The organism is Lacibacterium aquatile, assembly GCF_042683105.1.
GTDB lineage: Bacteria > Pseudomonadota > Alphaproteobacteria > Elsterales > Elsteraceae > Lacibacterium > Lacibacterium aquatile.
In genome coordinates, this window is the sequence record NZ_JBHUIP010000012.1 from 474279 (window position 1) to 494116 (window position 19838).

Consider the following 19838-nt stretch of genomic DNA (forward strand, 5'->3'; position numbering starts at 1 on the left):
GGGGTGGGAATCATGGGAATCTGTTGCAAATCTGGGACTTAAGCCACAGCGCCTTCAATCAGGGCTTCCAGGTTTTCGACCCGGTCGGCCTCGGCAGCGGGCTTATCCCAGCGGATGCGGCTGATGCGGGGAAACCGCATGGCGACCCCCGACTTATGGCGCTTGGAGCGGGCGATACTGTCGAAGGCCACCTCCAGCACCAGTTTGGGCGTCACCTCCCGCACCGGGCCGAAGCGGTTGACGGTATTGGCCCGCACGAACTTGTCCAGTTCCACCAGCTCGGCATCGGTGAAGCCGAAATAGGCTTTGCCGACAGGCACCAGCGTTTCTCCATTCCAGGCTCCGAAGGTGAAATCGGAATAGAAGGAGGATCTCTTGCCATGGCCGCGCTGGGCATACATCAGCACGCAGTCGGCCACGAAGGGATCGCGCTTCCATTTGAACCAGGGTCCTTTGGGGCGCCCGGCCAGATAGGGACTGTCGGCCCGCTTCAGCATCACCCCTTCGATGGCCGACGATGGCGGCGCAGCGCGCTGTTCCGCCAGTTCCTCCCAGCTCGCAAAAGGAATAAGCGGCGAGACATCGAAAGGCACCGTCGCCTTCAATAGGGCGCGCCGCTCATCGAAGCTCAAGGGGCGGCAATCCTCCCCGCCCAGCATCAGCACATCATAGAGCCGTACAAAGGCCGGATATGTCCGCACCAGGGCGGCCGAGACGCTCTTGCGGTTCAGGCGCTGCTGCAGATCGTTGAAAGGCGCCACAATGCCGCCCTGCCCCACCAGCAGTTCGCCATCCAGCACCCCCTCGAAATCCATCGCTTCCAGCACATCGGGAAAAGCTCCGCCTATATCGTCGCCGGTCCGGCTATAGAGGCGCTTCTGCCCCCCGACCGACACCAGCTGAACCCGGATGCCGTCCCATTTCCATTCGGCGCGAAACTGCTGGGGGTCGAGCTTTTCCAACTCCCCCGCCTCCAGCGGATGGGCCAGCATCACCGGGCGGAACACCGGCTGCGCGCCGGTATCGGGCCGGGGAGCATCCGGGTCAGCCAGCCAGGAGAACAACTCAGCATAGGGTGGGGTGAGGCTGTGCCAGACCTCCTCCACATCATCGAGCGGCTTACCAAACGCATCGGCCAGCGCGGTCTTGGCAAGCCGCGCGGAGACACCCACGCGCAGGCTGCCGGTGATCAGCTTCAGCAGCGCCCAGCGCCCCGTGGCATCCAGCCGGTCCAGCCATTCGACGATCTTCCCGGCGATCCGCGCCCGTCCCTCGCTGCGCAGGCCGGTGACGATCTCATCCAGGTCCGGCGAGGCATTGGCGAGCCCCTGGGTCGGCCAGATCAGGGCTGCCGTCTCCGCCAGATCACCGACGAAGTCATAGGACAGCTTGAACAGCTCGGCATCCACGCGGCTGCTTACCAACTCCCGGATCAGGGCCGGTTTTGCCTCGCGGAAGCTCAAGGCCCCAGTCAAGGCCGCCAGCGCCCAGCCGCGATCCGGGTCGGGCGTGGTGCGGAAATACTCCGCCAGCAGCCGCAGCTTGGCATTCCGGGCGGCACTGAAGGCCAAGGCGTCGAGAAGATCGGCAAAACGCCTCATGTCTCCTCCTCGTCATAGCCGATCAGCGCCAAGGCTCGCGCCTTCTGCCCTTTGAGGTCGGCGGCCCGCACCAGCGCCTCCTCGCGCCCATGGGTGACCCAGATTTCGGCGGCCTGCACCTCGTCCATCGTGCGGATCAACTCGTCCCAATCGGCATGATCGGAAATGATCAGCGGCAGCTCGACACCCCGCTGGCGCGCCCGCGCCCGTACCCCCATCCAGCCCGAGGCCACCGCCAGCACCGGATCGCTCAAGCGGCGCGACCAGCGATCCTGGAGGGCCGAGGGTGGCGCCAGGATCACGGCGCCCGCCAGTTCCTCCTTGGAGGCAGTCGTCGCGGGCCGCAACTCCCCCAGATCGACGCCCAACCGGACATAGAGATCGCACAGAGCCTGCTGCGCCCCATGCAGATAGATCGGACGGTCGAAACCCAGTTCGCGCAGGCGCCGGATCACCCGCTGGCATTTGCCCAGCGCATAGGCGCCGATCAGGTGGCTGCGGTCGGGATTGCGGGCGATGCTGGTCAGGAGTTTGCCCAGTTCATGCTCGTCGGGCGGATGGCGGAAGACCGGCAGGCCAAACGTCGCCTCGGTCACGAAGACGTCGCAGGTCACCACCTCGAACGGAGGACAGGTCGGGTCATAGCGGCGCTTATAGTCGCCCGACACGACGATCCTTTGTCCTTTGTGTTCCAGCACCACCTGGGCGCTGCCCAGCACATGACCGGCGGGTACGAGGCGGATGGATACATCCCCGACCTGGACTATTTCACCATAGGCCGAAGGCTGGGTCGCGCCTGCCATCTCCGCCCCATAGCGCGCCTCCATGATCGCCAGCGTCTGCGGGGTTGCCAGAACATGGGTATGGCCGGAGCGCGCATGATCCGCATGGCCATGGGTCACCACCGCCCGCTCGACCGGACTATGCGGATCGATGAAAAAATCGCCGGGAACGCAGTAGAGCCCCTGGGGCCGGACGGTGAGCCAATCTTGCGGACGCATAGAGATAGAATGGCGTGGGCGGCGGAAGGTTCAATGGCGGTGTTTTTTGAGGGGATGCGATTGATCTTTCAAAAATTGTCATCCTGGCCCCCGAGCCGGGATCCGGCCGCCAGCGTAGACGACGTAAACGTCAGAGAACTGCCACTCCCTTCGGTCGGATCCCGGATCAAGTCCGGGATGACAGAACATCCTGATCTGGGACAAACTAAGAACACCTCTTGCCCTCCTGCCCTTGCCGACGCATTTGTTTACGGCCCATGACCAACCTCCTGCCCACCCGCTTCACTGACTGGTTCGCCCGCCGGGGCTGGTCCCCGCGCGACCATCAGCTTGCCCTGCTGGCGGAGGCCAAGGTGGGACGGGATGCGCTGCTGATCGCGCCCACGGGTGGCGGCAAGACGCTGGCAGGCTTCCTGCCGTCCCTGGTCGACCTGTCCGACACCCCATCGGACGGCCTGCATACTTTATACATATCACCCCTGAAGGCCCTGGCGGTCGATATTGCCCGCAACCTCGATACCCCGATTGCGGAGATGAATTTGGGCATCCGGGCCGAAACCCGCACAGGCGATACGCCCGCCAATCGCCGCGCGCGCCAGAAGACCAAGCCGCCCCATCTGCTGATGACCACGCCGGAAAGCCTGGCGCTGCTGCTGTCGCACGAGGACGCCCCGCAGTTCTTCGCCAGCCTCAAATGCATCATTCTGGACGAGCTGCACGCTCTGGCCGGGACCAAACGGGGCGAGCTGCTGGCCCTGGGCCTCGCCCGCCTGACGAAACTGGCCCCCGCCGCCCGCCGGATCGGGCTATCAGCGACGGTGGCCCATGAGGATGCCCTGCTGGCCTATCTGTCCCGCACGGGTCGCAGCGCTGGGTCTGTTTCCCTGGTGCGTGGCGGCGCTGGCGCACGGGCGGAGATCGGCATTCTCGACACCAAGGAGCGCCTGCCCTGGGCGGGCCATATGGCGGCCCATGCCATCCCGGAGATCTTCGCCGCCATCAAGGCCCACCGGGTGACGCTGGTCTTCGTCAATACCCGCGCCCAGGCCGAGATCATCTTCCAGGAGCTTTGGCGCCTGAACGAGGAAACCCTGCCCATCGGCCTGCACCATGGCTCGCTGGCAGCCGAGCAGCGCCGCAAAGTCGAAGCCGCGATGGCGGCCGGGCGCCTGCGGGCCGTGGTCGCGACTTCCTCCCTCGATCTTGGGATCGACTGGGGCGATATCGATCTTGTCATCCAGGTCGGCGCCCCCAAGGGGTCGAGCCGGTTGCTGCAACGGATCGGCCGCGCCAATCACCGGCTGGATGCCGCCTCCAAAGCCCTGCTGGTGCCGGGCAATCGCTTCGAAGTGCTGGAGTGCCGGGCAGCCTTCGATGCCGTCGACGAAGGCACGCTGGACGGCGATCCCCCGCGCAAGGGCGGGTTGGATGTCTTGGCGCAGCATGTGCTGGGCATGGGCTGTTCCCAGCCGTTCCAGACCGATGATCTTTATGCCGAGGTCACGTCGGCCGCCCCCTATGCCGACCTGCCGCGCGCGACCTTCGATCAGGTGGTCGGATTTGTCGCAACCGGCGGCTATAGCCTTCGCAGCTACGAGCGTTTTCACCGCCTGGAAAAGCTGGAGGATGGCCGCCTCGCGGCGCCTGCAGGAGAGGTCAAGCGCCGCTATCGCATGAATATCGGCACCATCGTCGAAGCCGCCACCATGAAGGTGCGGCTACAGCGCGGGCCGGTGCTGGGCGAGATCGAGGAATATTTTGTCGAGGGCCTGCGCCCCGGCGATACCTTCCTGTTCGCAGGACAACTGCTGCGCTTCAACCGCATCAATCTGAATTCCGTCGAATGCAGCAAAGCGGCAGGGACCGAGCCGAAGATCCCGGCTTATATGGGCGGACGCCTGCCGCTCAGCACCCATCTGGCGGATAGGGTACGCGCGATCCTCGCCACTCCCGAAGCCTGGGATTTCCTGCCCGGCAATGTCCAGGAATGGCTGAACATGCAGCGCTGGCGGTCCGAACTGCCCCGGTCCGACGGGCTGCTGGTGGAGACCTTCCCGCGTGGGGACAAGCAGCATCTGATCGCCTATAGCTTTGCCGGGCGCAATGCCCATCAGACCATGGGCATGCTGCTGACCCGCCGCATGGAACGCATGGGCCTGGGTCCGCTGGGGTTCGTCGGCTCGGACTATGCCCTGTCCATCTGGTCGCTGCGCACCCCGACACGGGAGCAGATCGTCGATCTGTTCGACGAGGACATGCTGGGCGACGATCTGGAGGAATGGATGGCCGAAAGCGCCCTCCTGCGCCGGACCTTCCGCACCGTCGCCGTCATCGCGGGCCTCATCGACCGCAAGATGCCGGGGCAGGAGAAGACGGGCCGCCAGATCACCTTCAATTCCGACCTGATCTATGACGTGCTGCGCCGTCACGAGCCGGACCATATCCTGCTGCAGGCAACCCGCCAGGATGCCGCCAGCGGCCTGACCGATATCGCCCGCATCGCCGATCTGCTGGCCCGGGTGAAGGGCCGCATCCGCCATCGCGCTTTGAAACGCGTGTCCCCCTTGGCGGTCCCGGCGATCCTGGAGATCGGGCGGGAGGCCGTCTATGGTGCCGCCATGGATGATCTGCTGGACGAGGCCGCCGCCGAGCTGATCGAGGAAGCCATGGGCGGCGGAGAGACGGCGGAACTCCCCCTGTGAGCTGCGATTTCACCCTGAATGGCGCCCGCCTGACGGCCTTGAGCGAGGGTGGCCTCTGGTGGGCCGAACGCCGCCTGCTGGTCGTCTCGGACCTGCATCTGGAAAAGGCGACTAGCCTTGCCGCACGCGGGGCGGGCCTATTGCCGCCCTATGACAGTGCCGAGACGCTGAACCGCCTGACCAGGCTGGCGGCGAGCCTGCAGCCCGAGGCGATCATCGCGCTGGGCGATAGTTTCCACGACAACGACGGCCCCAATCGTCTGCCGGAAAGCGAACGCGCGGCGCTGACGCGCCTTACCGCCGCCCACCGCTGGACCTGGATCATAGGCAACCACGATCCTGCCCCAGATCCCACTTTGGGCGGCGAGGTGCTGGAAGAAGTGATCCTCGGCCCCCTTTGTTTCCGGCACGAAGCGGTCAGCGGCGCACGCGGCGAGGTGAGTGGACACTTCCACCCCAAGGCGGCGGTGCTGGTGCGGGGACGGCGGATTTCCGGTCGCTGTTTTATCGAAAACGGCAGCCGTGCGATCCTACCCGCCTTCGGCGCCTATACCGGCGGCCTGTCGGTCCTCGATCCCGCCATCGGGGCGCATTTCGGCGGGCGCTTCAACGTGCATCTGATCGGCAAAACGCGGGTCGTCACCATCGACAAGGCCACGCTGATCTCTTAGCTTATCCTAAGCTATATAATTGATTTTATTATTTATTTTTGGAACATCCGGCACCCCGGCCCATTCCTTCTGCATCCTATCAGCAAGGAGTCACGCCATGTCGATCACGACATTCAACGATCTGTTTGTCCATGCCCTGGAAGATATCTATTACGCCGAACAGCAGATCGCCAAAAGCCTGCCGAAGCTGGTGAAAGCCGCCGGTTCGCCTGAGCTATCGAAGGCTTTCGCCAAACATCTCGAAGAAACCAAGGGCCAGATCGAACGGCTCAAAAAGGTCTTTACCGAGGTTGGCGTTCCGGCCAAGGGCGCCAAGTGCCCGGCTATCGAAGGCATCCTGACCGAGGCGGACGAGCTGATGTCGGAGATCAAGGACGCCGAGGTGCGGGATGCCGCCCTGGTTTCCGGTGCCCAGGCGGTCGAGCATTACGAGATCACCCGCTATGGCACCCTGATCGCCTGGGCCGAACAGTTGGGCCTGAAAGACAGCGTCAAGCTGCTGAAAGAAACGCTGAAGGAGGAAGAAGCCACCGACAGCGCGCTTAACAAACTGGCCATCAGCCGGATCAATAAAAAGGCGGCCTAAGCCATGAACCGGGACCTCGACCGCCGTCTTGCCCGGTCGGAGCAGGAGCGCCGGGAACGGCTGACGCCTTCCCAGGGCGCCAGCGACGTCACCACCCCGGCAGACCGTCTGTCGGGGGGATGACCGCCCGCCCGGTTGAGAAAGACACGGGCGGTAATTTCCGTCACCACAAGTCGTCATCCCCGGACTTGATCCGAGGATGACGATTTCAATGAATTAAGCCGCCATCTGCCGACAGCTTTCCGAACAGCTGCGGCAAGCAGTCACGCAAGCCTCCATATCGCCGATCCGTTCGCAATCATCGGCACAGAGCGCACAGATCTCCGCGCATTCCCGGCAGATATGGCGATGATGGTCGGACCCGTATCATCCAGGGTGTCGGCCAGGGACCTTCCGGACCGAATAACCGCTGCATATCGATGCAGAGCAGCCGAGCTGTCTCCCCAGGGGGACCGAATGGCAAACCAGTCGCCATGACGAGGCTCCTTGTTATCCACAAGGAGAACGTGCTGGCTGACCGGCCGTTCCGCCGAAATCAGATCTGACTCTGCGCCTCGGCCAGTGCCAGGGCCAGATCTTCACGGGTGAAGGGTTTCGTGATGTACCCGAGCGGACGGGCGGGCGCTGCCCGCTTGCGGCTCGCGTCATCCAGCTTACCGGAGATGAAGATTGACGGAATGTTCTGGCGCCGCCGAATTTCCATCGCCGCCTCCACCCCATCGGTGCCATGGGCAAGCCGTAGATCGATCAACACCAGATCCGGGCGGAAACTATCGGCAGCAGAAACGGCAGCCGACGCCGTCTGCGCGGTGCCAACCACGGTATGCCCCAATTCGATGGCCAGATCTTCGAGATGCATGGCCGTGATCATCTCGTCTTCTACGATCAGAATACGCAAAGGAGACAGAGCCTCTACCTGAAGCGTAAACCTTCAGGTCAATCTATTCAGGACAATCGACCGCGATCAACGACAGTCGAACGGCATTTTAAATATGTCCCAGCGCCTCAGTCGTCGCCGAAGGGCGATTGTAAACCGAACAGGCCGCTGTCCGACGCGCCGCCGTTCTTCTTGCCCGACGGATTATTCTGTGCTTCCTGGCCGCCGATCAGTACCTGAAGCGCTTCGGGCTGGGCTGGCGCGCTGTTGAGGGCGAACTGGGCCTTGCCTTCCTTCTTCAACTGCTCGTCCACCGCCTGTTTCAGCCGTTCGGCGACCTCTTTCTTGATGAGGTCCATCATCGCCATCTTCTGCTCGGGCGGCAGGGCGTTGAGGCTTTCCGGGGTCAGGCCGTGGCTGGCGAGGACTTCCTGGGTGATCTTCTCCTCCAGTTCCTCCAGCTGCCATTTCATCAGGCCGCGCAGACCATCCTTGGTGATCTCATGCAGGATCTCGGCAGGAGTTTCCCCCTTCAGCTCTTCCCCTGCCTCGAGCGCATCTCCCTTGATGCCAGGCAAAAGGCCGCTGGCAGCGGAAGTGGTCGGCAAAATCTGCATTTCAAAGCCCCGAGAAATCACAAAATCAGCGGGTATATAGCAATATGCGTGCCTACGATTTATCCGCCCTCGACGATGCTGTCGATCCGGTCGGGATAGAAGGCCAGATGCCCGGCGATGGCGCTGGCGGCCGGATGGGGCGTCTCATAGCTCCAGATCGCATTGCGCGACCGCTCCCCACCCGCCGGAATGCTGTAGTAGGACGCCTCGCCTTTATAGGGGCAGTAGCTGGTGTGATCCGTGCGCTCCAGCAGGCCCATATCCACATCTTCCCGCGGAATATAGAGCACCTTGGGATAGCTGGCTTCCTGGAGGATCTTGGCGTTCACAGTATCGGCGATGACCTGCCCGCCCGCCTTGACCACCACACGTCTGCCGCTGGGGCCGATGGTGATGGGATGATCGGGTCCGGGGATCTTCACGGGGCGTTCCGACATGGCGTTCCTCCTAAGTATCGCATCCTCCATGTCGGAATCCCCGCTGCCGAGCGCAAGAGCGTGGAGGCGGGAGCGGCATTTGCGCTAGTCTGCCGGGCGCCAAGCATGAAGGAGCGGCAATGGTCTGGGCAGAACGTCGAAGCGGCTGGAACCCCCGCGAGGGAGATGCGCGCACGCCCTGGGATGTCGACTATGGCCGCGTCATCCATTCGGCCTCCTTCCGGCGCCTGCAGGGCAAGACCCAGATTCTCAATCTTGGCGACAGCGATTTCTATCGCACCCGCCTGACCCATTCCCTGGAAGTGGCGCAGATCGCCAGCGGCATCCTGCGGCAATTCCGCGCCCTGCCGAAAGCGCACCCAATCCATCCCCATCTGCCCGATCACGCCCTGGTGCAGACCATCGGATCCAGCCACGACATGGGCCATCCGCCGTTTGGCCATGGCGGCGAGGTGGCGCTGAACTACTGCATGCGCAACGCAGGCGGGTTCGAAGGGAACGGCCAGACTCTGCGCATCCTCTCGCGCCTGGAAAAATTCTCCGACGACAGCAAGGGGACGGACGTCACCCGCCGCGCCCTGCTGGGGGTGCTGAAATATCCCGCGAGCTATAAGGCAGCTTTCAACCCGAAACTTGCGCCTGTCCTGGACAGCCGCCCCAGCGCCATCCAGATCATCGACCGCAAGCGCTCCAAGCCGCCTAAATGCTACTTTGACAGCGAACAGGAGGCCGTCGACTGGATTCTGGCGCCGCTGTCACCCAAGGATCGCGCACTGTTCCAAAGCGTCCAACCGGTCGAGGGCAAACACGCCAAGCCGCTCTATAAAAGCTTCGATTGCTCGATCATGGATGTGGCCGACGATATCGCCTATGGCATCCATGACATGGAAGATGCCATCGCCCTGGGTCTCATCACCCGTCAGGACTTCCTGCACCCGAAGGACGGCGTCAGCGAAGCGGCCTGCGCGCCCTATCTCGACTACCTCAAGAAGACCTATGCCAAGGAATCCGCCAACGACGTCTATGGCGGCTTCGTGAAGCAGTTGTTCGGCAGCGGGGCGGAACGCAAACACTGCATCAACCGCCTCGTCGGCTATTTCATCATGGCGGCGGAGGTCAAAACCCAACGGCTGTTTGAGGAACCTCTGCTCGATTTCCAGGCGACCCTGCCCGCGCCGATCAAGGCTTTCCTGGAGGCTCTGAAGCGTTTCGTGGCCGACAAGGTGATCCTGTCGCCCAACGTTCAGCAGTTGGAATTCAAGGGCCAGAAGATGGTGGTTTCCGTCTTCGAGGCGCTGCAGTCCGAACCGAAATCCTTCCTGCCCGCCGATGCCTTTGCCCTCTATGAGGCAGACGGCAACGATCCGCGTCGCATCTGCGATTATATCGCCGGGATGACGGATAATTTCCTGCTCAAGACCTACGAGCGGCTATTCAGCCCGCGCATGGGGTCGGTGTTCGACAGGCTTTAAATATTGGCTGTCATCCCGGACTTGATCCGGGATCTGGCCGAAGGCTGTTGCAATCAGCAACGCTAGAGTTTGGTGAAATGACGGCCGGATCCCGGCTCGGGGGCCGGGATGACAAGTTAGCTAAACCGCGGCAGCGGCTTGGTCACCACCTGGGCCAGCGCCACGCCCAGCAGGGCCAGCCCGCCGCCGATGAAGTGATAGAGCGCGGGCGCTTCACCTAAGAACAGGATCGCGAAGGCTGCGGTGAGCACCGGCACGAGGTTCATGAAAATGCTGGCCCGATTGGCGCCCAGCAGGCGGATCGACAGCATCCAGAGATACGTCGACACAATCGAGGCTGGGATCGCGGCATAGAGGATCAGCCAGATATTCTGCGCGGTGATCGGCGAGGCTTCGCCCAGGAAGAAACTCGGCACCAGGAACAGCGTCGCGAAGCTGGCCTGGACATAGAGCGCGGTCCAGCGCGGGATTTCGAAGGTCCAGCGGCGCAGCAGCACGCTATATCCGGCATAGGTGACGCAGGCGACCAGCATCAGCCCGTCGCCCAGACCAACACCCAAGTCCAGCACCTTCAGAGGATCGCCATGACCCATCAGGACCGCGAGGCCCACCAGCGCGACAATCCCACCCAAAAGCGCGCCGACGCTGGGCCGCTCGCGCAGGATGAGCGCCGACAACAACAGGGTAATCAGCGGCACGATGGGGACAAAGATCCCCATGTTGGTGGCCGAGGTGAAGGCCGCCGCGAAATAGGCTAGCCCCTGCCACATCGCCAGCCCCAGCAGCCCCAGGATCGCCAGCTTCCACCAGACCGCCGAAATCTCCCGGCGATAGCGCCAGACCGACGGCGCGATGAAGGGCGTCATCACCAGCAGCGCCAGCACCCAGCGATAGAGCGCGATGGCACCGGGCGCGATCGCCCCCGCTGACAGCTTATTGACGATCAGATTGCCCGACCAGATCAGCACGGTCGCAAGCGGAACGAGGAAATAATGCAGCGGCATGGTTAAGCCTTCGGGCGGCAGACCCCAATAGGATAGGACAGGCACCCTGCCCCGCCTTCAGCGGGAGATCAATCTCAAAGCTGCCGCAGCATGGCCGCTATCTCCTGCACCACATGGCGGACGGCGATATCCCCGTCGTTCCGCGCATGGGTCGCCAGATAGAGCGGGAACCCCGGCACCGGGATCGGCGGATCCAGCACCGCAAGCTCTGCCTGCGCCACGCCGGTCAGGCAGCGCCGGGGGATCAGCGCCATCATGTCCGAAGCCGCCAGGAGCGACGGCACCATCAGGAAGGAAGGCACCACCATCCCCACCCGCCGCTGCCGTCCCGTTTGAGCCAGCAGACGATCCATCTCGGTCGGCCCCGCCCCCCGGCCCGACACCACGATGTGGGGATAGGCCAGCCAGCGGTCGAGGTCGAAGTGTTGCGCGGCGGTATGATCGGCGCGCATGGCGACGACATAGGTCTCGAAAGACACTTCGATCTGCCGGAAATCCGTGCCGAGCGTCGGCGAGATCGTGGCGATGATCTCCACGTCCCCCCGCCCCAGCTTGTCGAGTGCGTCATCCGATCCGTGCCAGGGCATCAGCACCATGTCGAGGCCAGGAGCCGTCTCCTTGAGGCAGCCGTGGAGATTGGCCGCGATCAGGGCAGCGGGGTGATCGGTAAAGATCATCCGGATCGTCCGCCGCAGCGTCGCCAGATCCTCTTCGGGCAGATCCAAGACCTGGGCAGCCGCCGCCAGCGCGCGCTTCAACGGCACTTTCAGGGCTTCCGCACGGGCCGTGAGTGCCATGCCGCCCGCGCGCCGCTCCAGCAACGGATCGGAAAAGAGATGGCGGCAGCGGTCAAGCGCGCTGCTGGTAGCAGGCTGCGACAGCCCCAGGCGCATGGCGGCGCGCGTCACATGCCCCTCGTCCAGCAGCGCGTCAAGGATCACCAGCAGATTGAGGTCGATGCCACGTAAATTCATGAAACGGATGATATGATATATTTTCTATCGTTTGGATAAATAATGCCACGACCGGCATCCTCAACTCATCCCAACCGACACGCCAATGACGGAGGTTGCCATGAGTGAAGTCCTGATCCTGTCCGCCCATCCCGACATCGAAACCTCGCGCACAAATCGCGCCATGCTGCGGGCCGCGACCAACCTGCTGGGCGTCGAGATTGCCGATCTCTACAGCCTGTATCCTGACGGCGAGATCGATGTGGATCGCGAATGCACCCGCCTGCTGGATGCCCGCACCATCGTGCTGCAGTTCCCCCTGCAATGGTATTCGACGCCATCGCGCCTCAAGGAATGGCAGGACACGATCCTGACCCACATGATCTACCTCGATTACGATCATCAGGGCCGTCATCTCTCCGGGCGTCGCTTCATGCTGGCGGTGACCGCCGGGGCCTCCGAAGCCACCTATGCCGAAGACGGGCGCAACCGCTATAGCATCGACGAGATCCTGCGCCCCTTGCAGGCAACGGCATACCGCTGCGGCTTCACCTGGGAACAGCCGTTTGTGGTGTTCGAGACTCGCGGTGCTCCCGACGATGTGGTGCGCGCCGCCGCCTCCCGCTACGCCGCCCGGATCGCCGGACTCCTGTCCAAACTGGAGATGGCAGCATGAGGGCGCTCTCCCTGCTTGCCTGGAGCGTGCCGTTGCTGTTGTTGGGCCAGTTCCTGACCGTCGGTCTCGCGACCTTTCATGATGCCGCCCTCTGGGGAGCCCACATCGCCCTGGGCAGCACCATCGGACTGCCGGTTCTGATCCTGGCGATCCTCCCCTGGCTGATGCCCCAGGCGCGGCCGGTGCGCTGGTGGACCTTGGCGTTGCTCACCATTTTCCTGATTCAGATCGGACTGGCAGGCGCGGCCGAAAGCGGCCTGACCCTGCTCGCCGCCCTACATCCGGTGAATGCCATCGTCCTGATGGGGACGGCGGTTATCGTCGCCATGAAGCTGTATCGACGGGAGAGGAAGGCCAGAAACATTGACCTTAATACCGTATTGAAGATTTCATCATAAAATATGTCCACAAACTAAACCAAGACCAAAGATTAATAAGTATTTACCAAAATCGAAGTAACTGAAAAAATCCCATCCATTTAAGTAAAATTATTTCCTCATCCTTAATGATTAAGCGCAATCTTCCCGGAGTCTTTGTCACCGTGCAAAAACCCTGGGGAGGGCGCCGCCGTGAAACAGTTTCGCATCAGCACCTATGTGCAGATTGGCGCCATCGTCATCGGCCTGCTGCTGGCCCTGCTGGCCGGGGAGATCCTGATCACCGGCGGCAGGACGCTGGCCCAGAAGGGTGAGGCCATCGATAATTCCCGGAGCTTTGCCGCCACCTTGCGGGCGGTCGAGATCATGGCGCTGGAACGCGGCCCCTCCTCAACCTTCCTCTCCGACACCAAGGTCGCGGACGCAACCGCTCGCGCCAAGCTGACCGAAGTGCGGGGCAAGACCGACGAAGCCTTGGCCGCCGTCAGTCAGGCTGTCTCCGCCTCCGGCCTCAACGATGCCGCTATGACCCAGGCACTGACGAAAGTGACGAGCCAACTGGCCAGCATCCGCCGCGATGTGGATGCGGAAATCGGCAAGCCGCGGGAGGCGCGCGGATCGCTGATCGTCGATTATTTCCCACGCATGTTCGCGCTGCTGGACGACCTCAACATCGTGCTCAATGCGCTGGAAGCCGCGACCGTGCTGGCTGACCCCTCGGTCGCCGCCGTCAATACCATCGCCCGCATGGCCGCCGATATGCGCGAGAGCGCGGGCCAGCAGGCCGCCACTCTTGGCGGGGCCATGGGGGCCGGACGCCCGCTCAATCAAGGCGAGAACGACCGTATCGAACAACTGCGGGGCCGCGTCGATGTGTTGCGTGAGCGCATCCACCACGGCGTCGCCCAGGTGGGATCGCCCGCCGCCCTGCTGAATGCCGAGAAGACCACCGCCGACGCCTATTTCGGGCGGGGCAGCGCGCTCGTCGACCGCCATATCCAGGCGTCGCGCGCAGGCAAACCCTACGACCAGCCCGCCGGCGAGATGATCGCCGCCATCGTGCCGGAACTGCAGAGCATCCTGGGTCTGCGCAATGCCGCCCTGACGGAAAGCCAGAAGCGCGCTTACGACGCCCGCTCCTCTGCCACCCTGATCGTCGGCCTGACCGTGCTGCTGGTCGCCATCACCGCCATCGCGCTGATTGTGATTGTGGTGATGCTGCGCCGTCAGGTCGTGCATCCGCTGGCCACCCTGACCGATACCGTCAGCCATCTGGCCGATGGCGACCGCGAGCAGACGGTGCCCTTCATCGAACGCGGGAACGAAATCGGCCGCATGGCCAAGGCTATCGAAAACCTGCGCCTGACCGCCATCGAAGCCGATGCCCTGACCTCCGCCCGCACGGCAGAACAGGCGCAGAAGCTGGCGCGCCAGCAGAAGGTCGACGACTTCATCCATCGGTTCGAGGAACAGTCCGCAGGCGTGCTGCAGGATATGACCGGCGCCGCCGGGCAGATGCAGGCCACCGCCCGCCAGATGAGCCGCACGGCCGAGCGCACCAACAGTCAGGCAACCAGCGTCGCCGCCTCTTCCGAACAGGCATCCGCCAATGTACAGACGGTGGCGGCGGCGTCCGAAGAACTCAGTTCCTCGATCAGCGAAATCAGCCGTCAGGTGCAGGAAAGTGCGGTCATCGCCCAGCGCGCGACCACCGAAGCCGACCGCACCGTGCAGCAGGTTCGTCTGCTGGATCAGGCCGCCCAGCGCATCGGCGAAGCGGTAACCCTCATCAACGGCATCGCCGCCCAGACCAATCTGCTGGCCCTGAATGCCACCATCGAGGCTGCCCGTGCCGGTGAAGCGGGCAAAGGCTTTGCGGTGGTTGCCTCCGAGGTCAAGAACCTCGCGACCCAGACCGCCAAGGCAACCGAGGAGATCGCCGCCCAGGTCTCCGGCGTGCAGGGCGAGACCAGCCAAGTTGCCGCCTCCATTGAAGAGATCGGCCGCACCATCACCCGCATGAACGATATCGCCACCACGGTCGCCGCCGCCGTCGAAGAACAGGGCGCGGCCACCCAGGAGATCGCGCGTAACGTTCAGCAAGCCGCCATCGGCACCCAGCAGGTGTCGGAGAATATCATCGATGTCACCAAGGGCGCCTCGGAGACCGGCGAGGCTGCCCAGCAAGTCCTCGGCGCCTCCGAAAGCTTGGCGCGCCAGGGGGATCAGCTCAAGAACGCCATCGAAGGCTTCCTCGGCGATATCCGCGCGGCATAAGGGGTTGCGCTATTTCTGCTGCGCGGCGGCCAGGGCGCGATAGTCTTCGCACGGCAGGCCGCCGATGCCCCAATTGTCCATATCGACCTCGTCGATCACGACAATGGTCGTCTTGGGATTCTTATTGAGGGTTTTGACCAGCAGATCGGTGACGCCCTTGATCAGCTCGGCCTTCTGCTCGGGGGTGACGGGGCCGCTGCGTTCGCGCGTGACCTTGATATTGACGTAAGGCATCGACCGGTTCCTTCGAGGCAAGAGGCGTTTCAGACGCCCTCTTGTCCCGCGCCATCCCGAAACGGCAAAACGAGTTTTTGGTCGCACTAAGTGCAATTTACTCACTTAAGATGCTCTGCGGTAAAGCCGCCTAAACGGCTCATCAAATCGACAAATCCGACGACCTGCCGTAGGCTCGGGGCCGCACTCATAAAAATCGAGGAGACCATCGATGCCCTACGTCAATATCAAGGTCACGCGCGAACGCAGCGGCCCCGTCACCCCCGAGCAGAAGGCCGAACTGATCAAGGGCGTCACCGATCTGCTGAAGAACGTCCTGAACAAGAACCCCGCCACCACGGTCGTGGTGATCGATGAGGTCGAGATGGACAATTGGGGCATCGGCGGCCTGCCTGCCGAGGAATACCGCGCCTTCGTGGCCTCCCAGAAGAAGTGAGCGCCATGCATCACACCGGAAGCTGTCATTGCGGCGCCGTGAAATTCGAGGTCGACACCACGATCGACCGGCTGCTGGAATGCAATTGCTCGATCTGTCGCCGCAAGGGGCATCTGCTGGCCTTCGCTCCGGCCTCTGCCTTCACTCTGCTACAGGGAGAGGAAGCGCTCAGCGACTATCAATTCAACAAGAAGGTCATCCACCACCGCTTCTGCAAGACCTGCGGCGTCGGCACGTTCGGTCAGGCCAAGGCGCCGAACGGGCAGGAGATGGTGGCCATCAACGTGCGTTGCCTCGATAATTTCGACGTCAAGGCCCTGCCGGTCGATCAATATGACGGCGCCAGCCTCTAAAAGAACCGCCGCAGACCGGCCCGCAGCCGCTCCAGCGGGCTATCGGTGAAGGGCGCCGTTCGCAGAATACGGCGGTGCTCCACTGCCTGACTCTCCGCCCAGCGGGCATTCAGCAGCGCCAGCAGTGCCACCTGCTTGGCAAACATCTGCCGACGGCTATCCTGGCCAGCGATCCTGTTCGTCAGTTCGAACCGAACTGCGAGCATGAAGGTGATGCTGCAGAACAGCAGGTAGAGCACTTGGTCGGCGTCGCCGCTCTTACGCCTGCGTTCCTGCCCGCGCTCGCTGATGATGAAATGAAACAGCCCGTCGCCACCCTCAATAAAGGGAGTGGCATCCCCCTCCGGCCGATCGAAGGTCACCGGCGGACAGCGGGTGAAATCCAGCGTCTCGCCCGCCGCGTTGCGACCATGCCAGCTTGGATCGATGTGCTGGTCCAAGATCTCCAGCAGGCGCGCAACCTCCTGCTGAAACTCGGTCAGTGACTGAATATCCGGCTGGCCTATGGTTCTTCCTTAGATCAGCTGCGGCCCACCGCCCCTGACCCCCAGACTATCATCGGGGTTCCGTAGGGGGCAGGCCTCCATCGACAAGCAACCGCAACCGATGCAATCGCCCAATTGATCACGCAGGGCCGTCAGCTTGGCAATCCGCTCGTCCAGATCGGCACGCCAGCCGTCGGACAGCAGGCGCCAATCCTCCGCCGTCAGGGGCCGGTCGGCGGGCAGCAGATCCAGCGCCCGCTTGATATCCGCCAGGGGAATGCCGGTGCGCTGGCCAACCTTGATCACCGCCACCCGCCGCAGCACCCCACGCCGGTAGCGTCGCTGGTTGCCCGCGCTGCGGAACGAGCGGATCAGGCCCTTGGCCTCATAGAAATGCAACGTCGAGACCGCAACGCCACTGCGCGCCGCAACCTCACCCACCATCAGCAGATCCTGAGCGGCTTTTGCCATGGCTTTAATTTCGCTGTTGACCTCAAGTTAACTTGAGGTCGTAGCGTCGGATCCGTCAACCCCATGAACCGGAGTCCCAGCCATGAATCCCGCCCCCGTTTTCCGTATCAATAAATTCGCCGTCCCAACGCAAAGCCGGGGAGAATTCCTGGATTTCATCGTAGAGACCCAAGCCGTGATCAGCGCCCAACCGGGTTTCGTGCGGGCGTCGATGATGGAGCAATATCCCGGACCGGGCATTTTTAACTTCGTCGCCCTGCTGGAATTTTCCGGCCCCGAGGCGGTCGACCCGATCATCGCCGCCATCGCGGACTACGACCGCGCTCAAGGCATCGACCGCCCAGCCGTCATGGCAGGGTTGGGGGTCAAGGTCGATATGGGAAACTACCGGGCGCTGGAATTGACCTGAGGTCGGACAATGCTGAGAATGGAGGAGGGGATGGGATTCGAACCCACGATACGATTTCTCGTATACACACTTTCCAGGCGTGCGCCTTCAACCACTCGGCCACCCCTCCTTCGTCGGAAGGCCGACACCATACCGAAATCGGGGCCGGTTGCAAGAGGAGCGTGCAGCTTCTGATACGGAAAAATCTCGGCGCGTCCCTACTTTCCCGCGTCAGCCAGTGCTGATAGAAATCGGCCCCATACCGCTTCGCTTTCTGGCAGATCAAAGGTTCGGGTTTCCATGCGGGTTTTTGTCGGACCGATCGAGGTTGCCGGATACTATCGGTCGATCACCGAAGCCCTGAGACTTTCAGGGCTCGATGCCCGTCTCACCCTGTTTCGCAAGAGCCCCTTCGCCTATGCCGGGCAGGAGGAACCAGGCGACCTGATCCCCCGCCTGCTGAGCTGGGGCCGCACCCCGACCCGTAATGCCCTCGCCTTCCTGGCAAAGACCGCCGTCAAGCTGCTGGATCGGCCCTTGCGCTGGCTTTATCTGCCCATCGCCGCCGCCCGTTATGACGCCTTCCTGTTCGGCTTTTCGCAGTCGATCACCAATGACGCGCTTGGGCTCGATCTATGGCTGTTAAAAAAGCTGGGCAAGCGGCTGGTCTTTGTCTTCAACGGCTCGGATACGCGGCCGCCCTGGATGATCGGGATGCCCAGCGCGCCCGAAACCGCGAAGGAGATTGCCCGCTACCCCCGCCGGACACTGCGCAAGCGGCGGCGTCTGAGGGTCATCGAGCGTTATGCCGATGCCATCCTTTGCAATCCTTTGACCGCGCAGCTCCATAAGGCCCCGATCGTCAATCACTACGCCATCGGCGCCCCCTTCGCCCCGCCCCGCGACCGGATCATTCCGGACAGCGCTGCACGGGCACAGGCATCGGGCGAGGTGATCGCCCTGCACAGCCCCTCCCGCCCCCTGATCAAGGGCACGCCGCTGATCGAGCGCGCGGTGGCGGAACTGCGCGACGAAGGCATCGACCTGCGCCTCGTCAAGATCACCGGCAAGCCGCATAGCGAGGTGCTGGACGCCCTCTGCGCGTGCGACTTCGTGATCGATCAAGCCTATTCCGACACGCCGCTGGCCGGATTTGCCACGGAGGCCGCGGCCTTCGGTAAGATCGCGGTCGTCAGCGGCTATGAGCTTGAGGAGTGCGTTGCGGCCATTCCGCCGGAGATGCGCCCGCCATCCGCCATCTGCACGCCGGAGACTTTGAAGGACGCCATCCGGCTCCTTGCAACCGATGCGCAGGAGCGCAACCGCCTCAATAGCGCGGCCCAGCAGTTCATCGCCCAGAAATGGAGCCTGCGGGAGATCGGCGGCCGGATGCGACGCCTTCTGGAAGGCGACATTCCGCCTGCCTGGATCCTCGACCCGATGCAGCTGCCCTATCGTTGGGGGGCCGGTATCGACCGGGCGGCGCTGACCGAGAGAACCCGGCGGATCGTCGCGGCCCATGGCCTTGCCGCGCTGGGTCTGGATGATAAGCCTGCCCTGCAGCAGCGTTTCGCCACGCTGGTGGCCGAGGAAAACTGAGTAGGCGCGTTATCGCGCCTCGTATCGCCGCACGAAATCATCCATCAAGGCCTTGCGACGGGCGTCGTCGATATCGGCCTGGGCCAGTTCCTTGGCGATATAATCGGGCGTGACTTCGCGAATGGTACGCGCGGGCGAACCGCCGACGATCTCGAAACCCTTGGTGTCGGAGGTGACGGTCGACATCGGCAGCACCACGGTGCAGTCGCCCATCGTCACGCCGGAATAGACGACGCTGGGCCCGCCGATGAAACAGCCGGACCCGATCTGCGTCTTCTTGCGCCGGATCAGCGGCGATCCCGAGGCATTCTCCATCAGCACATTGGTCAGCATGCTGGTGTGCGACCAGATACAGACGTTCAGGCCAATGCTGGTGTGCGAGCCGATGCTGAGCCCACCGGAGGCATCCAGTTTTGCATTCTCGCCAATCCAGACATATTCCCCACATTCCAGATTCTCGGGGCTATAGATCTTGGCGTTCTCGCGCATGCGGCAGCCTTCGGGAAGGCCATGCATCTCCGCCCGCTCGTCGTCGCTCATCAGAAAGCTCATGAAATATTTTATGAGGTCGGTTCTGAGCGACAGGCTTCTGGCGGAATTCTTGAACATGGCCGTCCCTTG

The 19838-nt window shown here is 63.0% G+C and carries 22 protein-coding genes, 1 tRNA gene and 1 pseudogene; 11 read left to right on the plus strand and 13 right to left on the minus strand.

The window, feature by feature from the left end; translation table 11 throughout:
* Positions 1–38 precede the first annotated feature (38 nt).
* Together ACFSM5_RS13810 and ACFSM5_RS13815 are read right to left on the minus strand one after the other, a co-directional pair.
* The gene (locus ACFSM5_RS13810) at positions 39–1601 is read right to left on the minus strand and encodes a cisplatin damage response ATP-dependent DNA ligase (RefSeq protein WP_379877016.1); all 1563 of its coding nucleotides are present in this window, start codon (positions 1599–1601) and stop codon (positions 39–41) included.
* Positions 1598–2602 (minus strand): ligase-associated DNA damage response exonuclease, encoded by a 1005-nt coding sequence (locus ACFSM5_RS13815; RefSeq protein ID WP_379877017.1) that lies wholly within the window; start codon positions 2600–2602, stop codon positions 1598–1600. The genes ACFSM5_RS13810 and ACFSM5_RS13815 overlap by 4 nt, the downstream gene beginning before the upstream one ends.
* A 257-nt stretch (positions 2603–2859) precedes the next feature.
* Between ACFSM5_RS13815 and ACFSM5_RS13820 the strand changes: the two genes are divergently transcribed.
* The 3 genes from ACFSM5_RS13820 to ACFSM5_RS13830 all read left to right on the plus strand — a co-directional run bounded on the left by ACFSM5_RS13820 (position 2860) and on the right by ACFSM5_RS13830 (position 6561).
* Positions 2860–5304, plus strand: a complete 2445-nt coding sequence (locus ACFSM5_RS13820; RefSeq protein ID WP_379877018.1) for a ligase-associated DNA damage response DEXH box helicase — start codon at positions 2860–2862, stop codon at positions 5302–5304.
* Positions 5301–5975, plus strand: a complete 675-nt coding sequence (gene pdeM, locus ACFSM5_RS13825; protein ID WP_379877019.1) for a ligase-associated DNA damage response endonuclease PdeM — start codon at positions 5301–5303, stop codon at positions 5973–5975. Before ACFSM5_RS13820 ends, pdeM begins: the two co-directional genes overlap by 4 nt.
* Positions 5976–6072: 97 nt before the next feature.
* The gene (locus ACFSM5_RS13830) at positions 6073–6561 is read left to right on the plus strand and encodes a YciE/YciF ferroxidase family protein (protein WP_379877020.1); all 489 of its coding nucleotides are present in this window, start codon (positions 6073–6075) and stop codon (positions 6559–6561) included.
* 216 nt (positions 6562–6777) lie between these two features.
* On the opposite strand, the pseudogene ACFSM5_RS22230 reads toward ACFSM5_RS13830, so the two are convergent.
* The 4 genes and pseudogenes from ACFSM5_RS22230 to ACFSM5_RS13845 form a co-directional block, all read right to left on the minus strand.
* Positions 6778–6912: pseudogene (locus ACFSM5_RS22230) on the minus strand (four-helix bundle copper-binding protein); the annotation flags it as partial.
* A gap of 184 nt (positions 6913–7096) precedes the next feature.
* A complete protein-coding gene (locus ACFSM5_RS13835) occupies positions 7097–7459 on the minus strand; it encodes a response regulator (RefSeq protein WP_379877021.1) in 363 nt (120 codons plus the stop codon).
* A gap of 107 nt (positions 7460–7566) precedes the next feature.
* Positions 7567–8055 carry a hypothetical protein gene (locus ACFSM5_RS13840; RefSeq protein WP_379877022.1) on the minus strand — a complete coding sequence of 163 codons (489 nt, stop codon included), beginning with the start codon at positions 8053–8055 and terminating at the stop codon, positions 7567–7569.
* 59 nt (positions 8056–8114) lie between these two features.
* Positions 8115–8492 carry a DUF427 domain-containing protein gene (locus ACFSM5_RS13845; RefSeq protein WP_379877023.1) on the minus strand — a complete coding sequence of 126 codons (378 nt, stop codon included), beginning with the start codon at positions 8490–8492 and terminating at the stop codon, positions 8115–8117.
* 119 nt (positions 8493–8611) lie between these two features.
* Between ACFSM5_RS13845 and ACFSM5_RS13850 the strand changes: the two genes are divergently transcribed.
* On the plus strand, positions 8612–9964 hold the full coding sequence (locus tag ACFSM5_RS13850; RefSeq protein ID WP_379877024.1) for an anti-phage deoxyguanosine triphosphatase: 1353 nt from the start codon (positions 8612–8614) through the stop codon (positions 9962–9964).
* Between the two features lie 116 nt (positions 9965–10080).
* Here the strand turns inward: ACFSM5_RS13850 and ACFSM5_RS13855 are convergent, their stop codons facing one another.
* Both ACFSM5_RS13855 and ACFSM5_RS13860 read right to left on the minus strand, forming a co-directional pair.
* Positions 10081–11013, minus strand: coding sequence for a DMT family transporter (locus tag ACFSM5_RS13855; RefSeq protein WP_379877025.1), 933 nt, complete (start codon positions 11011–11013; stop codon positions 10081–10083).
* Positions 11014–11042: 29 nt separating this feature from the next.
* Entirely contained in the window at positions 11043–11942 is a 900-nt protein-coding gene (locus ACFSM5_RS13860; RefSeq protein ID WP_379877026.1) for a LysR family transcriptional regulator, read from the minus strand.
* 100 nt (positions 11943–12042) lie between these two features.
* Here ACFSM5_RS13860 and ACFSM5_RS13865 point away from each other — a divergent pair, with 100 nt between their 5' ends.
* The 3 genes from ACFSM5_RS13865 (at position 12043) to ACFSM5_RS13875 (ending at position 15251) form a co-directional block, all read left to right on the plus strand.
* The gene (locus ACFSM5_RS13865) at positions 12043–12597 is read left to right on the plus strand and encodes an NAD(P)H-dependent oxidoreductase (protein WP_379877027.1); all 555 of its coding nucleotides are present in this window, start codon (positions 12043–12045) and stop codon (positions 12595–12597) included.
* Positions 12594–12995: a DUF6220 domain-containing protein gene (locus tag ACFSM5_RS13870; protein WP_379877028.1), complete on the plus strand. Its 402-nt coding sequence runs from the start codon at positions 12594–12596 to the stop codon at positions 12993–12995. The genes ACFSM5_RS13865 and ACFSM5_RS13870 overlap by 4 nt, the downstream gene beginning before the upstream one ends.
* A gap of 171 nt (positions 12996–13166) precedes the next feature.
* Complete coding sequence (locus tag ACFSM5_RS13875; protein WP_379877029.1) at positions 13167–15251, plus strand: methyl-accepting chemotaxis protein; 2085 nt, start codon at positions 13167–13169, stop codon at positions 15249–15251.
* Positions 15252–15260: 9 nt separating this feature from the next.
* Here ACFSM5_RS13875 and ACFSM5_RS13880 read toward each other — a convergent pair whose 3' ends face one another.
* Complete coding sequence (locus tag ACFSM5_RS13880) at positions 15261–15485, minus strand: tautomerase family protein (RefSeq protein ID WP_379877030.1); 225 nt, start codon at positions 15483–15485, stop codon at positions 15261–15263.
* A gap of 211 nt (positions 15486–15696) precedes the next feature.
* Between ACFSM5_RS13880 and ACFSM5_RS13885 the strand changes: the two genes are divergently transcribed.
* Together ACFSM5_RS13885 and ACFSM5_RS13890 are read left to right on the plus strand one after the other, a co-directional pair.
* Positions 15697–15921: a tautomerase family protein gene (locus ACFSM5_RS13885; protein ID WP_379877031.1), complete on the plus strand. Its 225-nt coding sequence runs from the start codon at positions 15697–15699 to the stop codon at positions 15919–15921.
* Positions 15922–15926: 5 nt separating this feature from the next.
* Positions 15927–16274, plus strand: coding sequence for a GFA family protein (locus tag ACFSM5_RS13890; protein ID WP_379877032.1), 348 nt, complete (start codon positions 15927–15929; stop codon positions 16272–16274).
* Here the strand turns inward: ACFSM5_RS13890 and ACFSM5_RS13895 are convergent.
* A complete protein-coding gene (locus tag ACFSM5_RS13895) occupies positions 16271–16714 on the minus strand; it encodes an Imm63 family immunity protein (protein WP_379877033.1) in 444 nt (147 codons plus the stop codon). The genes ACFSM5_RS13890 and ACFSM5_RS13895 overlap by 4 nt on opposite strands.
* 75 nt (positions 16715–16789) lie before the next feature.
* Positions 16790–17230, minus strand: coding sequence for a redox-sensitive transcriptional activator SoxR (soxR, locus tag ACFSM5_RS13900; RefSeq protein WP_379877034.1), 441 nt, complete (start codon positions 17228–17230; stop codon positions 16790–16792).
* Positions 17231–17312: 82 nt separating this feature from the next.
* Here soxR and ACFSM5_RS13905 point away from each other — a divergent pair, with 82 nt between their 5' ends.
* Positions 17313–17639, plus strand: a complete 327-nt coding sequence (locus tag ACFSM5_RS13905) for a hypothetical protein (protein WP_379877035.1) — start codon at positions 17313–17315, stop codon at positions 17637–17639.
* Positions 17640–17658: 19 nt separating this feature from the next.
* On the opposite strand, the gene ACFSM5_RS13910 is transcribed toward ACFSM5_RS13905, so the two are convergent.
* Positions 17659–17748 (minus strand) — tRNA-Ser (locus ACFSM5_RS13910).
* 170 nt (positions 17749–17918) lie between these two features.
* Here ACFSM5_RS13910 and ACFSM5_RS13915 point away from each other — a divergent pair.
* Entirely contained in the window at positions 17919–19217 is a 1299-nt protein-coding gene (locus ACFSM5_RS13915; RefSeq protein ID WP_379877036.1) for a glycosyltransferase family protein, read from the plus strand.
* 9 nt (positions 19218–19226) lie between these two features.
* Here ACFSM5_RS13915 and ACFSM5_RS13920 read toward each other — a convergent pair whose 3' ends face one another.
* Positions 19227–19826 (minus strand): acyltransferase, encoded by a 600-nt coding sequence (locus ACFSM5_RS13920; protein WP_379877037.1) that lies wholly within the window; start codon positions 19824–19826, stop codon positions 19227–19229.
* Positions 19827–19838 lie beyond the last annotated feature (12 nt).